13 protein-coding genes are annotated in these 15,473 nt (G+C 66.9%); 4 read left to right on the forward strand and 9 right to left on the reverse strand.

Annotated features, from left to right (window positions below; all coding sequences use genetic code 11):
• The first annotated feature begins 78 nt into the window (after positions 1-78).
• Positions 79-1,011 carry a sterol desaturase family protein gene (locus tag AB4Z48_RS03530; RefSeq protein WP_441612480.1) on the forward strand — a complete coding sequence of 311 codons (933 nt, stop codon included), beginning with the start codon at positions 79-81 and terminating at the stop codon, positions 1,009-1,011.
• 157 nt (positions 1,012-1,168) lie between these two features.
• The gene (locus AB4Z48_RS03535; RefSeq protein WP_441612481.1) at positions 1,169-1,678 is read left to right on the forward strand and encodes a hypothetical protein; all 510 of its coding nucleotides are present in this window, start codon (positions 1,169-1,171) and stop codon (positions 1,676-1,678) included.
• Between the two features lie 3 nt (positions 1,679-1,681).
• Here AB4Z48_RS03535 and AB4Z48_RS03540 read toward each other — a convergent pair whose 3' ends face one another.
• From AB4Z48_RS03540 to AB4Z48_RS03555, 4 genes are all read right to left on the reverse strand, one after another.
• On the reverse strand, positions 1,682-2,899 hold the full coding sequence (locus tag AB4Z48_RS03540; RefSeq protein ID WP_441612482.1) for a cation:proton antiporter: 1,218 nt from the start codon (positions 2,897-2,899) through the stop codon (positions 1,682-1,684).
• A gap of 108 nt (positions 2,900-3,007) precedes the next feature.
• Positions 3,008-3,601, reverse strand: a complete 594-nt coding sequence (locus tag AB4Z48_RS03545; protein ID WP_441612483.1) for a peroxidase-related enzyme — start codon at positions 3,599-3,601, stop codon at positions 3,008-3,010.
• A gap of 130 nt (positions 3,602-3,731) precedes the next feature.
• A complete protein-coding gene (gene msbA, locus AB4Z48_RS03550) occupies positions 3,732-5,501 on the reverse strand; it encodes a lipid A export permease/ATP-binding protein MsbA (protein WP_441612484.1) in 1,770 nt (589 codons plus the stop codon).
• Complete coding sequence (locus AB4Z48_RS03555) at positions 5,498-6,730, reverse strand: O-antigen ligase family protein (RefSeq protein ID WP_441612486.1); 1,233 nt, start codon at positions 6,728-6,730, stop codon at positions 5,498-5,500. Before AB4Z48_RS03555 ends, msbA begins: the two co-directional genes overlap by 4 nt.
• A gap of 32 nt (positions 6,731-6,762) precedes the next feature.
• On the opposite strand from AB4Z48_RS03555, the gene AB4Z48_RS03560 reads away from it, so the two are divergent.
• Positions 6,763-7,530 carry a glycosyltransferase family 2 protein gene (locus AB4Z48_RS03560; protein ID WP_441612488.1) on the forward strand — a complete coding sequence of 256 codons (768 nt, stop codon included), beginning with the start codon at positions 6,763-6,765 and terminating at the stop codon, positions 7,528-7,530.
• Here AB4Z48_RS03560 and AB4Z48_RS03565 read toward each other — a convergent pair.
• Complete coding sequence (locus tag AB4Z48_RS03565; protein WP_441612489.1) at positions 7,478-8,734, reverse strand: glycosyltransferase; 1,257 nt, start codon at positions 8,732-8,734, stop codon at positions 7,478-7,480. The genes AB4Z48_RS03560 and AB4Z48_RS03565 overlap by 53 nt on opposite strands.
• Before the next feature lie 59 nt (positions 8,735-8,793).
• The gene (gene dnaE / locus AB4Z48_RS03570; protein WP_441612490.1) at positions 8,794-12,306 is read right to left on the reverse strand and encodes a DNA polymerase III subunit alpha; all 3,513 of its coding nucleotides are present in this window, start codon (positions 12,304-12,306) and stop codon (positions 8,794-8,796) included.
• Between the two features lie 182 nt (positions 12,307-12,488).
• Between dnaE and AB4Z48_RS03575 the strand changes: the two genes are divergently transcribed.
• Entirely contained in the window at positions 12,489-13,334 is an 846-nt protein-coding gene (locus AB4Z48_RS03575) for a sulfurtransferase (protein WP_441612491.1), read from the forward strand.
• A gap of 34 nt (positions 13,335-13,368) precedes the next feature.
• Here the strand turns inward: AB4Z48_RS03575 and AB4Z48_RS03580 are convergent, their stop codons facing one another.
• The 3 genes from AB4Z48_RS03580 to trmD all read right to left on the reverse strand — a co-directional run bounded on the left by AB4Z48_RS03580 (position 13,369) and on the right by trmD (position 15,457).
• Positions 13,369-14,049 carry a CoA pyrophosphatase gene (locus AB4Z48_RS03580; protein WP_441612493.1) on the reverse strand — a complete coding sequence of 227 codons (681 nt, stop codon included), beginning with the start codon at positions 14,047-14,049 and terminating at the stop codon, positions 13,369-13,371.
• A gap of 142 nt (positions 14,050-14,191) precedes the next feature.
• Entirely contained in the window at positions 14,192-14,587 is a 396-nt protein-coding gene (rplS, locus tag AB4Z48_RS03585; RefSeq protein WP_441612494.1) for a 50S ribosomal protein L19, read from the reverse strand.
• Between the two features lie 75 nt (positions 14,588-14,662).
• A complete protein-coding gene (gene trmD, locus AB4Z48_RS03590; protein WP_441612495.1) occupies positions 14,663-15,457 on the reverse strand; it encodes a tRNA (guanosine(37)-N1)-methyltransferase TrmD in 795 nt (264 codons plus the stop codon).
• Positions 15,458-15,473: the final 16 nt, after the last annotated feature.

Here is a 15,473-nt window from a genome sequence, read left to right on the forward strand (position 1 = left end):
GGAACGCGAGTAAGCAAACCTGATACTAGCTCATATAATCGTCTGCATCCTATTGCAAGGCAGCGCCAGGAAGCTCGCATGACCCGTCTTGAGTTGATCCAGCTCTATGCCCTGCCGGTCGTGGTCGGCGCATCGCTGGTGGAAGCCCTGGTGCTGCACTGGCGCAAGCCGGGCACCTTCGACTGGCACGAAGCATGGCTGTCGCTGGTGGATCTGGCCGGGCGCAAGATCCTGTTCCTGCTGCCCCTGTCGCTGGCGGCGCCGGTGTTCGCGCTCGCCTGGCAGCACCGCTTGCAGACCATCGCCATGGATAGCTGGATGCTCGCCGCCGGCTTGTTCGTCGGCCAGGAGTTCTGTTACTACTGGTATCACCGCGCGGCGCACCGCGTGCGCTTCTTCTGGGCCACCCACGCGGTCCATCACTCGCCCAACCAGCTCACGCTGTCCACGGCCTACCGCCTCGGCTGGACCGGCAAGCTCGCCGGCAATACGCTGTTCTTCACGCCGCTGGTATGGCTTGGCTTCAGCCCGGAAGTGGTGCTCACCACGTTGTCGCTGAACCTGCTGTACCAGTTCTGGATTCACGCGACCTGGATTCCGAAGCTGGGCTGGCTGGAATATGTCCTGAACACGCCGTCGGCGCACCGCGTCCACCATGCGTCGAACGTCGAGTACCTCGATGCCAATTTTGGCGGCGTGCTGATCGTGTTCGACCGACTGTTCGGCACCTATATCGCCGAGCGCGACGAGCTGCCGTGCCGCTATGGGCTGGTCACGCCGATGCGCTCGCGCAATCCGCTGCGGGTCGAGTTCCAGCAGTGGCTCGACCTGGGGCGCGATCTCGCGCAGGCAAACGGTTTGCGCGCGCTGCTGGGCTATCTCCTCATGCCGCCGGGATGGCGCCCGGACGGCCAGGGCCACACGACCGAGGCGCTGCGGCGCAACGCCGCCACGCTCGGCGACCTGGCGCCCGACGGCAACGCGCGCATGCCCAAGGAAGCAGGCGGCTGAACCGTGTCCATCTCTGCGCCGGCGGCGGCATCTGATGCCTGCCGCACCGTGCTCCCGCGCTTTCCCTCGCCTTCCTTTCGCCATCCTCTATAAATACAGGTAGAGGTACGCGCGGCCAGCCAACCGGCCGCACGGGCACCGGGCGCAAGGAGTAGCCATGAAGAACACGCGCTTGCCCGCGTGGCTGTCAGTCGCCGCATTGACGGCCTGCACCGTGACGCTGCCGCCGCCCTCGCCGCCCGCCGCGCGCGCACCGGAGCCGCGCCCCGCGGCACCCAGCGCCGTGCGCGAGCGCGCCACGCCAATCCCTCCCCACGACATCGACATTGCCGGCAATTGCCAGCGCACGGAAGACGACGGCTTCCGCGAGGACGCCCACATGCGCGTGGCGAGCAACGATGTGCGCAGCCTCAGCTGGACCCTGTGGGTGGGCAGGCGCGGCTCCTGCCATTTCGACCTGACCGAGTTCCGCCAGACCCGCAAGACCCCCCATATCGAACTGCGCGCGATCGACGATAGTGGCTGCACGCTGATGGTCTGGCAGGATCCGCGGCGCGTGACGCTGGCTCACGCCCATTGCGAAAAGCACTGCACACCGGGCATCTACGAGCAGGCGTGGCCGGTCTTGTTCGATCCGCGCAGCGGCGCCTGCGCCGAGATCAGGTAGCGCTCAGGCAGCGCCGCGCAGACGGGAGGCGGCGCGCGTCAGCGGCTTGGCCAGCACGGTGGTGGCAAGCGCCATCAGCAGCAGGCCGGAGAACGCCGTGGTGCCGATCAGGCCGGCCTCGAACAGGATGCCCAGCACCACCACTTCCATCAGGCCCTTGGTCTGTACCAGCGCGCCCAGCATCCATGCCTCGCGCGGCGCAAGGCCAGCCATGCGCGCCGGCAGCGCGGTGCCAGCCACCTTGCCGAGCACGGCGACCAGCGTGCTGAGCCCGAACACCAGCAGGGTCTCGCGGCCGCCGATGGCGATATCGGTGCGCAGCCCCGTCATCAGGAAAAAGAACGGCAGCAATACCACCACGGTGGTGGGTTCAAGCTGGCGCCGCAGATCGGCGGCCGCATCGCGCGGCAGCACCACGCCGGCCAGGAAGCCGCCGAGGATGTAGTGCAGGCCGATCGCTTCGGATACCAGCGCGGAGGCGAAGATCAGCACCGCGACCAGGGCCAGGCGCGCATCGTTGGCGTTCATGCGCGCGAGCAGGCGCGCCAGGGCCGGCCGCACCAGCCAGAGCATGGCGCCGACATACAGCGCGCCGAACAGCGCCAGGCGCAGGAAATCGCCGGCGGAGGAGCGGCCCGCGCTGGCGAGGATGGCCGACAGCACCAGCCAGATGGCAGCATCGCTGAAGGCCGAACAGCCCAGCGCCAGCTGGCCGGGAACGGAATCGGAGAGCTTCATCTCGCGCAGGATGGCGCCCAGCACCGGCAGCGCGGTCACCGCCATCGAAACGCCTACCGCCACGGCGAACTGCCAGGGCGAGGCCGCATGCCCGGCCACCGCCGGCGCGGCATGCACCAGCCACGCGCCGGCCGCCGTGCCGAGCACGAACGGCACCAGCACGCTGCCCAGCGCCGCCGCCGTGGCGATGCGCCGCATCCCCTGCTGCCCGGCACCGCCGATATGCAGGCCGGAAAGAAAAGCGAACAGCACCACCGCCAGCCACTGCAGGCCCGACAGCGCGGACAGCTGCGCCGGGCCGAACAGCATCTGCCAGCCCTGCGGCCACAGCGCGCCCAATAGCGAGGGCCCGAGCAGGATGCCACCCACGATCTGCATGGCCACCAGCGGCACGATGCTGCCAATGCGCAATCCGCGCCACAGGACGAAGGGCGTGCCTACCACCAGGCAGGCCTGGGCAAAGAAAAGCGAGACGGGATTCAAGATGGAGACGCCGTGCCGGCCGGGCGGGCGGGAAGAGAGGATTGAACGGGTGGAAAACGCAGCGAGGGCAGGAGGCGGCGCATGCGCGGCCTCCTGTGTGAACGGTCCCTATTTTGCCTTCGGCACCCGCCCCATCAGATAGAACTCGTCATTGGGCCGCATGCCGATGGTGTTGGCCATGCGGTTGGACAGGCCGAAGAACGCCGTGATGGCGGCGATGTCCCAGGCGTCCTCGTCGCTGAAGCCGTGATCGCGCAGCGCAGCGAAATCGGCATCGGAGACATCGCGGGAGTCCTGGCAGACCTTGAGCGCGAAATCCAGCATGGCGCGCTGGCGCGGCGTGATGTCGGCCTTGCGGTAGTTGACCGCGACCTGGTCGGCCAGCGCCGGCTTCTTCTCGTAGATGCGCAGGATGGCGCCATGTGCCACCACGCAGTAAAGGCACTGGTTGGCGCCCGAGGTCGCCACCACGATCATCTCGCGCTCGCCCTTGCTCAGCCCGCCCTCCTTGAGCATCAGTGCGTCGTGGTAGGCAAAGAATGCGCGGAACTCGTCGGGCCGGTGCGCCAGCGTGAGGAAGACATTGGGCACGAAGCCAGCCTTGTCCTGGACTTCCAGGATGCGCGCGCGGATATCTTCCGGCAGGTCCGCCAGGGCGGGAACGGGATAGCGGCTGATCGGCGGTGCGTCGGGCTTGCTCATGTCTTCCTCTGCGCTGTGGTTTGCATGCCATTCTAGCGAAGTTGGCGCCCGCACCCGCGCACCGCGGCGAAACGATGTGGCGCGGGAGGCGGATGCCTCCCGGCCCGGCCGGCGCAATGGCGCGCCGCGCCTAGTGCGTGGCGAACTGGATGCGGTGCAGCCCGGCGTACAGCCCCTCGGCCGACAGCAGTTCCTCGTGGCTGCCGTGCTCCGCCACGCGCCCGTGATCGAGCACCACGATGCGGTCGGCGTTCTCGATGGTGGAAAGGCGGTGCGCGATCACCAGCGTCGTGCGGCCGACCATCAAGGCCTCCAGCGCGGCCTGGACCTGGCGCTCCGATTCCGAGTCCAGCGCGGAGGTCGCCTCGTCGAGGATCAGGATCGGCGCGTCCTTGTAGATCGCGCGCGCGATCGCCAGACGCTGGCGCTGGCCGCCGGACAGCTTCATGCCGTTGTCGCCGATATTGGTTTCGAGACCCTGCGGCAGGCCCTTGACCATATCGGTCAGGTAGGCGGCCGCCAGCGCGCGCTCGACACGGGCAATATCGATGTCCGCCTCCGTATGCACGCCATAGGCGACATTGGCGGCCACGGTGCCGTTGAACAGCACCACGTCCTGGCTGACGAAGGCGATCTGGTTGCGCAGGTCCTTCAGCGCGAACACGTCGATCGACTGCCCGTCGAGCAGGATGCGGCCTTCGGTCGGATCGAAGAAGCGCGGCACCAGGTTGACCAGGGTGGTCTTGCCGCTGCCGGACGGCCCCACCAGCGCCACCACTTCGCCGGCACTGACGTGGAAGCCGACCTTGTCCAGCGCCGGCCTGCCCGCGTCGCCGTAGCGGAAGCTCACCTTCTCGAACACCAGGTCGCCGCGCGCGCGCGCCAGCGGCAGGCCGCCTTCCTGGCGCTCGACCGGCTCGTCGATCAGGCCGAAGATCATCTCGGCCGCGGTCAGGCCCCGCTGCAGCGGCTGGTTGAGGTCGGTCAGGTGCTTGAGCGGCGAGATCAGCAGCAGCATGGCCATCACGAAGCCGGTGAAGCTGCCTACCGTGGTCTGGTTCGACTGCGACTGGATCATCGCGATGGTCAGGATCACCGACAGCGCCAGCGACGCCAGGAAGGCCGTGACCGGCTGGTTCAGCCCGCCCGCCACCGCCATGCGCATCGAATAGCCGCGCAGGCGCTCGGCCATGGCGGCGAAGCGCGAGGTCTCGTACTGCTCGCCGCCATGCAGCTTGACCACCTTGTAGCCGCCCACGGCTTCCTCGACCACATAGGCCGCACTGTTGGTCAGGGCCTGGTGGTCACGGTTGAGCCGGCGCAGGCGCCGGTTGACCTTGGACATGACGAAGCCGATCACCGGCAGGATCACCGCCACCACCAGCGTCAGCCGCCAGTTGGTGTAGAACAGGTAGACCAGCAGCGCCAGCACCGTCAGCGAATCGCGCACCAGCGTGATCAGCACGCCCGTCAGGATCTGCATGACCTGGTTGACCTCGAAGATCACCGCGTTGATCAGCGAGGCCGCGGTATTGCGGTGGAAGAACAGCGCCGGCGCATGCAGCATGCGCTCGAACATCTGCATGCGCATCTTCAGCAACACGCGGTTGGAGATCAGGCTCAGCAGGTAGCCCGAAGCGAACTGCGCCACGCCGCGGATCAGCGCCACCCCGGTCAGCAGCGCCGGCACGTGCCAGAGCTTGCCCACGTAGGCGCCGCCGAACCCCTTGTCGAGCAGGTCGTTGACGACCTTCGGGATCAGGCCTTCCGCGCCCGCCACCACCGCCATCGCGATGATGGCGACGACGAAGATGCGCATCTCCGGGCGCAGATAGGCCCAGACGCGCTTCAGGGTATCGGCCTCGCGGCCTTGCGGGGCATTATTTTCTCGAACGTTCACAGCTTCTCCGCCCCGTCGGTGCGGGGATATTTTGTTTGTACCGCGGCCAGGCCCAGCAGGAGTCCGATGACGCCCGCATAGAAGACGATATTTGCCTGGTGCGCCATGGTCACCTGCGTCAGGCCACTGATCAGGCTGGCCAGGACCACGCCGATGCCGGAAGCGCTCAGGCTCACGCCAAGGGTGTTGGCATTGCGGCAGCAGATGCGCAGCAACCGCCAGAACAGGAAACCGGGCACCAGGAACAGCCCCAGGAGGGCCAGCAGGCCAGGCATGCCGGTGGTGGCAGCCGCCTCGAGCACGTCGTTGTGGGCGTGCTCGAGAATGCAGACGTCGGACGCATTGTGGGCCTTGCAGAAGGCCGAGCCCTTGGGGATCCGCGCAAACTGCCCGATGCCCACGCCGAGCCACGGATGCAGCCGGATCGAATCCACCGCGAGTTCCCATGTCTTGAGCCGGGCGCCAACCGAAGTCTCGGTATTCCCGTTCTGGAACTGCTCCAATTGCCCACGCACGAGATCCACCCGCTGCGCGACCGGGCTATTGGGAACGAGATATAGCCCCGCGGCCAGCGCGACGATCAGCGCCACCGCGCCGAAGAATCTCGCCGGCTTCATGCTCGGGTAGCGCACGAACAGCAATGGCACCATCGTGACGGCCAGCGCCAGCCAGGCGCCGCGCGTGCCGTTGACGATCAGTACGGCAGCCGCCAGTGCCAGGTTGAGCCAGGCGATCAGGTGCGCCCTGCGGTTGTCACCCGGACGCACGAAGCCGATCAGTCCCAGCGCGGCAACCATGTTGCCGAAGGCAATGGCCTGGGTCCAGGCCGACGGCCGCGGATCGTTGAGCACCCAGCGCTGGAACAGTACAAGCACAAGGCTTGCCGCCAGCGCCACGGTGATCCCGCCCCAGATGCGCTGCGGGTCGGGCGCGGTTCTCAGCACGACCAGGCAGGTCAGCAGCAGCAGCAGGATCCTGGATGGGTTGTCGATCACGTTCCACGGCACGCCGAAGTAGAGCTTCGATGCCAGGAACACAAGCACGGCGGCTAGAATAGCGAGCCCGAGCGGATAGAGCGTGGCGCGATACTGCGCCCATGTGCTCCCCATGCCACGGTAGCCCAGCAGCCCGAGCACCACGATGCCCGCGAGGAAGATGCCGGCACCCTTGGGCACGCAAAGCAGCAGGATCGGGAATGCCAGGACCAGCGCATTGGCGATGGAGGTCACTTTTCCCGCACGAAACACCATAGACAAGCCCTATGAAAATCTCAGTCGTACTGATTACAAAAAACGAGGCACACAATATCCGGGCCTGCCTGGAAAGCGTGTCCTGGTGCGACCGCGCGATTATAGTGGATTCGGGTAGCCAGGACGGCACCGTGGAGCTGGCCCGCAGCCTGGGCGCCGAGGTCTTCGAAAGCGCGCACTGGCCGGGCTTCGGCGCGCAAAAAAACCTGGCTGTCTCCAAGGCCGACACCGAGTGGGTCCTCTCCCTCGATGCCGACGAACGGGTCACCCCCGAGCTGCGCGACGAAATCCTGGCGGCGGTGGCGTCCGGCCAGGCCAATGCCTACGAAATGCCGCGCCTGTCGCGCTTTTGCGGCCGCTTCATCCGTCACGGCGGCTGGTACCCCGACTACGTCACACGGTTGTTCCGGCGCGGCCGTGCCCGCTTTACCGACGACCTGGTGCATGAGCGCGTGGTCGCCGATGGCCCGGTAGGAAAACTGGCCTCGCCGCTGCTGCACTATACCTACGACGATTTCTCGCAGGTGCTGCGCAAGGTCGACCAGTACTCCACGCTTGGCGCGCAGCAGGGCTTCGCCCGCGGCAAGTCCGCCTCGCCGGCCAGCGCAGTGCTGCACGGCGTCTGGGCCTTCTTGCGGACCTACCTGATGCGCCGCGGATTTCTCGACGGCGCGCAGGGCCTGGGCGTGGCGCTGATGAACGGTCAGGCCAGCTACTACAAGTACATCAAGCTGTGGTACCTGCGGCAGAAGACGCAGCAGCAGGAGCCGCAGCACTAGGCCCGGCCACCACCGGGTGCGGCGCGCCCAGCAGATCGTCCACGCACGCGCTGAAGGCCGCCGAGGTGGGGCCGAACCCCATCTGCTCGATATGGCTTGCGGCGAACGCCAGCAGCCTGGCCCGCAAGGGCGCATCCTCCAGCCCGCGGCGGATCGCCTCGGCCAGCGCGTGCACGTCGCCGACCGGCGTCAGCAGGCCGGCCTTGCCATCTGCCAGGATCTCGCGCGGCCCCACCGGGCAATCGGTGCTCGCCACCAGCTGGCCCAGCGCCATGGCTTCCAGCAGTACATTGGGCAAGCCTTCCATCTTCGAGCTGAAGGCCATCAGCCGCGCATGGCGGATCCACACATAGGGATTGGCCTGGAAACCGGCAAAAGTGACCCGTTCGCTGATGCCCAGTTCGCGCGCGAGCGTTTCCAGCCGTGCGCGCGATGCCCCTTCGCCCACCAGCACCAGGCGCTCGCACAGGCCGGTGCCACGGACCAGCGCGGCGTAGGCCCGCAACAGCGTGGTGAAATCCTTCTGGCTTTCTTCCAGGCGCCCCACGGAGACGATGTAGGGACGCGCGGGCGGACTGAACGCCGCGCTGCCGAGCGCACGGATCCGGTCCAGGTCGGTGGCGTTGTAGAGCCGGACGAACTTGCCCGCGGCCTCGGGGATCAGCGCGCGCGCGTCGGCCAGCATGCTGTCGTTGAGCACCACGATGCGGTCATAGTGCTCGCGGCACTGGCGCCGCAGCTTGCGCAGCTTGCGGCGGTTCTCGCGCTCCAGGTGCGCCACGCTGAAATGCTGGTAGCCGATCATGGGCACAGGCAGGCGGCCGGTCAGCCGCGACAGCGACATATCGTAGTCGATCACCAGGTCATAGTCGCGCGCGATGCTGCGGAAACGGCGGTTGACCAGCGGCTTGCGCAGCGGCGGCAGCAGCACTTCCTCGTAGATCTTGCCGAGCGGGCCGAGCTTGCCCGCCTTCTTCATCTGCCGGAAATGCGACAGCCAGCGCTCCGGCGCCAGGATATGGATCTTGACGTCCGGCGGCAGCATGGCGCGAAAGTGCGTTTCCAGCGCCTCGGTCGGATAGGTCAGCGTCAATCCCAGCTCGAAGCGCTCCCGGTCCAGCGAAGCCAGCAGCGAAACCAGCGAGGTCTCGATGCCGCCGCGCAGGAAGTGGGTCAGGTGAAAAAGGATGCGTTGCTTGGCCATGCGGGGGCGTGGTTGATCCATGTAATGACGGGCTGGCTGACCGGGCAGGAAGCGGCCGGTCAACCGTACAGCATGCGCACGTTCTCGCCGGAAAGCGCCGTGCGGAAACTGGCAAGCGCATCGTCGGACGGCGTGACCAGCCACTGCCGCCCCAGCTCCGCCTCGCAACGCGCGCCGCTGGTGGCATAACTCACGCGCACGGGCAGGCCCGGCGTGTTCGCCACCGTAGCGAGATAGGGTGTCAGCAGCTCGCGCAGCAGCTCGGTGGAGGCATTGCCGTTGATGGCCAGCCCCACAGCCTCGGCATATTTGGCGCGCGCGGCCACCAGGTCCATCACCGATTCGGCGGTGAAACGCACACCGCCGGTAAAGGTGTCGTGGCGCGCGTTGCCCTGCACGATCACCAGTTCATCATCGCGGAACATGTGACGATTGGCATCGAACAGTTCGTTGAACACGGTCATTTCCACCTGGCCGGTACCGTCGTCGAGCAACACGATCAGCATCTTGCCGCGCTGCGTCATCTGGGTGCGCATGCCCGTGATGACACCGGCGATCACCTTGCCGCGCACATCGCGCCCGTAGCCGCCGCCGTTGCCCTGCACCTCCTTCTCCAGGCCCGCGAGCGTGCCCTTGAGGAAGCGGCCGACCTCGTCGCGGTAGGCATCGAACAGGTGGCCGGAGAAGTAGTAGCCGAGCGCCTGCTTTTCTTCCTGCAGCGTGCGCTTGGCCGGCCAGCGCGGCTCGTCGACCAGTTCGGGGCGGTGCGACTCGCCGGCGTCGGCCATGAGGTCGAACAGCGACACCTGGTTGGCGGACTCGGCCTTCTGCTCGGCGGCTTCCATCGCCCGCGACACCGAAGCCAGCAACTGGCCGCGGTTGTCGTTGAGGCTGTCGAAGGCGCCGGCGCGGATCAGCGCCTCGATGGTGCGGCGGTTGACCTGGCGGCGGTCGACGCGCTCGCAGAAATCGAACAGGTCGGCGAAAGGCCTTTCCTCGCGCGCGCGCAGGATGTCCTCGATGGCGCCCTGGCCCGAGCCCTTGATGCCGCCGAGGCCGTAGCGGATGGTCTTGGCGTCCGTCGGGGCGAAGCGGTACTCGCTGGCGTTGACATCAGGCGGCAGCACCTTCAGCTTGTTGAGCTTGCAGTCCTCGTAGAGGATCTTGACCTTGTCGGTGTCGTCCATGGCGAGCGACATATTGGCCGCCATGAATTCGGCCGGATGGTGCGCCTTAAGCCAGGCCGTGTAGTAGGCCAGCAGCGCATAGGCGGCCGCGTGCGACTTGTTGAAGCCGTAGCCCGCGAACTTTTCCATCAGGTCGAAGGTATCGTCGGCCTTTTCGGCGGTAAGGCCGTTCTTGGCCGCGCCCGCGCGGAACAGCTCGCGGTGCTGGGCCATTTCCTCGGCCTTCTTCTTGCCCATGGCGCGGCGCAGCAAGTCGGCGCCGCCGAGCGAATAGCCGCCGATGATCTGCGCCATCTGCATCACCTGCTCCTGGTAGACCATGATGCCGTAGGTCTCCTTGAGCACCGGCTCGACGCGCGGGTCCGGATATTCCACCTTCTCGCGCCCGTGCTTGCGCGCGCAGAAGCTGGGGATCAGGTCCATCGGGCCCGGGCGGTACAGCGCCACCAGCGCGATGATGTCTTCGAAGCGGTCGGGCTTGGCGTCCTTGAGCATGCCCTGCATGCCGCGGCTTTCCAGCTGGAACACCGCCACCGTGTTGGCCGTCTTGAGGATATCGAAGGCCGGACCATCGCTGAGCGGGATGTGGCTGCAGTTCCAGTCCGCCTTGGACGGATCGAGCCGGCGGATATAGCGCTCGGCCCAGTCCAGGATGGTCAGCGTGGTCAGGCCCAAGAAGTCGAACTTGACCAGGCCGGCGGCCTCGACGTCGTCCTTGTCGTACTGGCTGACCACGCCGCTCATGCCGTCGTTCTGGCCGCCCTGCGTGTACAGCGGGCAGAAGTCGGTGAGCTTGCCGGGGGCGATCAGCACGCCGCCGGCGTGCATGCCGACGTTGCGCGTCATGCCTTCGACGCGCTGGGCCAGCTCCAGCAGCTGGCGCACTTCTTCTTCGTTGTTCTCGCGCTCGGTCAGCAGCGGCTCTTCTTTCTTGGCTTCCTCGATGGTGACCAGCTTGCCGGGCTTGAACGGGATCAGCTTGGCGATGCCGTCGACGAAGCCGTAGCCGAGGTCCAGCACGCGGCCCACGTCGCGCACGGCGGCCTTGGCCGCCATGGTGCCGAAGGTGGCGATCTGCGAGACCGCGTCCTTGCCGTACTTCTCCTTCACGTAGGTGATCACGCGATCGCGCCCGTGCTGGCAGAAGTCGATGTCGAAGTCGGGCATCGAGACCCGTTCCGGGTTCAGGAAACGCTCGAACAGCAGCGCGTACTTGAGCGGGTCCAGGTCGGTGATGCCGAGCGCATAGGCCACCAGCGAGCCGGCGCCGGAGCCCCGCCCCGGGCCCACCGGCACGCCGTTGTTCTTGGCCCAGTTGATAAAGTCCGCCACGATCAGGAAGTAGCCGGGAAAGCCCATCTTGATGATGGTGCCGGTCTCGAACTCCAGCCGCGCGTAGTATTCGGGCCGCCTGGCCTCGCGCTCGGCTTCGTCGGGAAACAGCACCTCCATGCGCTTTTCCAGGCCTTCCTTGGCCAGCTGGACCAGGTAGTCGTCGAGCGACATGCCGTCCGGCGTGGGGAACAGCGGCAGGCGCGGCTTGCCGAGTTCGAGCGTGAGGTTGCAGCGGCGCGCGATCTGCACCGCATTTTCCAGCGCGGAGGGGATGTCGGCGAACAGCGCGCACATCTCGTCCTGCGTCTTGAAGTACTGGTCGGTGGTGAAGCGCCGCGTGCGCCGCGGGTTGGCCAGCAGCTCGCCTTCGGCGATGCAGGTGCGGGCTTCGTGCGCGGTGAAATCGTCGGGCGTCATGAACTGCACCGGATGCGTGGCCACCACGGGCAGGCGCATCCTGGCGGCAAGCTGCACCGCCTGCTGCACATAGGAGTCGGTGCCGGGCTGGCCGGCCCGCTGCAGCTCGATATAGAAGCGCTGCGGGAACACCTTGGCCCAGTGCGCGGCGGCGCGCTCGGCCGCGGCGTCGTTGCCGTTGGCCAGCGCCATGCCGACGTCGCCGCCCATGGCACCGGACAGTGCGATCAGGCCGGTGGCCAGCGGCAGGCCCTCTTCGCCGGCTTCATCGAACCAGCCTGGCTCGATCTCGGCGCGGCCGCGGTGCTGGTTGGACAGCCAGGCGCGCGACAGCAGCATGCACAGGTTGAGGTAGCCGCGCCGGTCCTGCACCAGCAGGAGCAGCCGCGCGGGCTTGTCGCGGTCTTCAGCGTTGGTGAGCCAGACGTCGGCGCCGACCACCGGCTTGACGCCGCCGCCGCGCGCTTCCTTGTAGAAGCGGATCAGGCCGAAGGCGTTGGCCAGGTCGGTCAGGGCGAGCGCGCCCATGCCGTCGGCCGCCGCGGCCTTGACGGCGTCGTCGAGGCGCACGATCCCGTCGACGACGGAGTATTCGGAGTGGAGGCGGAGATGAACGAAGCGAGGTGCAGACATGGGCGTGATTGTACCGGCTCGGCATGCCTGCGCCTGCGTTCTTTGCGCGGGCGCCGCGCGCGCAAGCTTGACCCCCGCGCTGGGAAAAAGCCGGCGCGCGGCCTTTGAGGCGCTATAATTTCGCCTTTCCAATCAGGCAGTTACCGCGCGGTCACAAGGCGCGGGCCGGGCGCGCGCCATTTATGCAGATCGTAAACATCTCCGCTTACAAATTCGTCACGCTGGACGATATCCCGGTCTTGCGCCCGGACATGCGCGCGCGCTGCGAGGCCCTGGACCTCAAGGGCACCATCCTGCTCGCGCCGGAGGGCATCAACATGTTCCTGGCGGGCAGCCGCGACGCCATCGGCGGTTTCATGGACTGGCTGCACGCCGACCCGCGCTTCGCCGACATCGCGCCCAAGGAAAGCCTGTCGGAGACCCAGCCCTTCAAGCGCATGCTGGTGCGCGAGAAGAAGGAAATCATCACCATGAAGATGCCGCTGATCCGCCCCGAGGCCGGGCGCGCGCCGGCGGTACGGCCGGTGGACCTCAAGCGCTGGCTCGACCAGGGCCACGACGATGCTGGCCGCCCGGTAGTGATGCTCGATACCCGCAATGATTTCGAAGTGGCGGTCGGCACCTTCGCGCAGGCGGTGGATTACGACATCGCGAAGTTCAGCGACTTCCCGCCCGCCATCGCCGCGCACAAGGCGGAGCTCGAGGGCAAGACCGTGGTGTCGTTCTGCACCGGGGGCATCCGCTGCGAGAAGGCCGCCATCCATATGCAGGAAGCCGGCATCGAACACGTCTACCAGCTCGAGGGCGGCATCCTGAAGTATTTCGAGGAGGTGGGCGGCAGCCACTACGAAGGCGACTGCTTCGTCTTCGACTACCGTACCGCGCTGAATCCGAACCTGGAACCGGCCGGTCCCAGGCAGTGCTTTGCCTGCCGCGCCGTGGTCACCGCCGAGGAGCAGCAGGGCCCGCACTACGTGGTGGGCAAGAGCTGCCCGCATTGCATCGCCGAAAGGCAGGCAGCCGCCTGAACGCAAACGGCTTCAGCACGGCCTGTAGCCAGCTTCAGGCCGCCAGCAGGTGATAGAGGTTGCGCAGCATCCCGGCGGTCGCGCCCCAGATGAAGTGGTGACCGCCGTTTTCGCGCGGAAACGGCATGGCGTAGAAAAGCCGCTCGCCGTCCACCCAGCGGAACAGGCGCTGCTGGTGATGCGAAGGATCCATCAGGAAGCCTAGCGGCACTTCGAACACATCCGCCACCTCGCGCGCATCCGGGCGCAGCGTGAAGCCGCCGCGGACCAGGCCCACCACCGGGCTGACGTGGAAGCCGGTGCCCGTGATGTAGTCCGGCAAGGCGCCCAGCACCTCGACATAGCCGCGCCCCAGCCCCACCTCTTCTTCCGTCTCGCGCAGCGCGGTGGCCACGCGGTCGATATCCGACGCCTCGTGGCGCCCGCCGGGAAAGCTGATCTGCCCGGCATGCGCGCTCAGGTTGGCGTTGCGCTGCGTCAGCAGCACCGTCAGCCCGTCTTCGCGCTCCACCAGCGGCACCAGCACGGCCGCGTCGCGCAGCGCCTTGCTGCGGTCGTAGGCGCGCGATTCGTCAGTCAGCTCGGGAGCCCAGGCCGGCGGCGACTTGAGCCTGTGGCGGATGAAATCAGGCCGCAGGCGCACATCTGGCAGCGCCGGGTGGCGGGTATCGGTGGAAACGACGGGGAGGGATTCGGGATCGAAGGCGGGACGCATATCGGATCGCAGTATGACAGATGCGGGCCAAAGCCGTCTTTGCGCATCGCAACACGACAGTCTGCGCGGCAATGCAAAAAGGGCACCCGAAGGTGCCCTTTTTGCGCAGCCATGGCCGGCGGAACCGGCCACGGCAACCAGCTTACTGGGCGGCCGCTGCCTTGGCGGGGGCTGCCTTGTATGCCAGCTTTTCCTTGATACGCGCCGACTTGCCCGAACGCTGGCGCAGGTAGTACAGCTTGGCGCGACGGACGTCACCGCGGCGCTTCACTTCGATACCGGCGATCAGCGGGGAGTACAGCTGGAACGTACGTTCCACGCCTTCGCCCGAGGAAATCTTGCGCACGATGAAGGACGAGTTCAGGCCGCGGTTGCGCTTGGCAATCACGACGCCTTCGTAGGCCTGCACGCGCTTGCGGTTACCTTCCACCACGTTCACGCTGACGATCACGGTGTCGCCGGGCGCAAATGCGGGGATGGTCTTGTTCGCGGTCAGACGCGCGATTTCGTCTTTCTCGATCAGCTCGATGAGGTTCATCGTTTCTTCTCCTTGTCCATCATGCCAGCGTTGAATGCCCCGGGCATTGCCCGGGCCCCGGCAGAGGATGGGGTTTCACTTGACGGGAGCGAACTCCCGCCCTTCATTCGCCAGCCACGCCGACAGGAATTTCTCGTCGGCACGGCTGAGCAAACCTTCGCTGCGCGCCGCCTCGATCAGGTCGGGGCGCTTCTTCGCAGTATTCGCCAGCGCCTGCTGGCGCCGCCACTTCTCGATCTCGGCGTGATGACCCCCGAGCAGTATCTCGGGCACCCGCACGCCTTCGTACTCTTCAGGCCGCGTGTAATGCGGGCAATCCAGCAGCCCATTGACAAAGCTGTCCTGGACCGCCGACTGCGCATCGCCCAGCACACCGGGCAAATGCCTGACCACCGCGTCGATCACGGCCATCGCCGGCAGTTCGCCGCCCGACAGCACGAAATCGCCGAGGCTGATTTCCTCGTCCACGCGCCGCTCGATCAGGCGCTGGTCGATGGCCTCGTAACGCCCGCACAGCAGCACGAGACCCGGGCGCTGCGCCAGCGACATCACCTTCGCATGCGTCAGCGGCGCGCCCTGCGGCGACATCAGCACCACATGCGGCCGTACCGCCTGCGCCTCCGGCCGCGCGGCCTGCTGGGCCGCGCATGCCGCATCGATAGCGTCCTCGAGCGGCCTGGCCAGCATGACCATGCCAGGGCCGCCGCCATACGGGCGATCGTCGATGGTACGGTAATTGTCGGTGGTGAAATCGCGCGGATTCCAGGTGCGCAGCGCATAACGCTGCTGCTTCGCCGCCCGGCTGGTAATGCCCCAGTCGGTCAGCGCGCGAAACATCTCGGGAAACAGCGTGATCACATCGAACTGCATCCGCCTCTCCCTTTGC

Source organism: Cupriavidus sp. 2TAF22 (assembly GCF_052115045.1).
Classification (GTDB): domain Bacteria; phylum Pseudomonadota; class Gammaproteobacteria; order Burkholderiales; family Burkholderiaceae; genus Cupriavidus.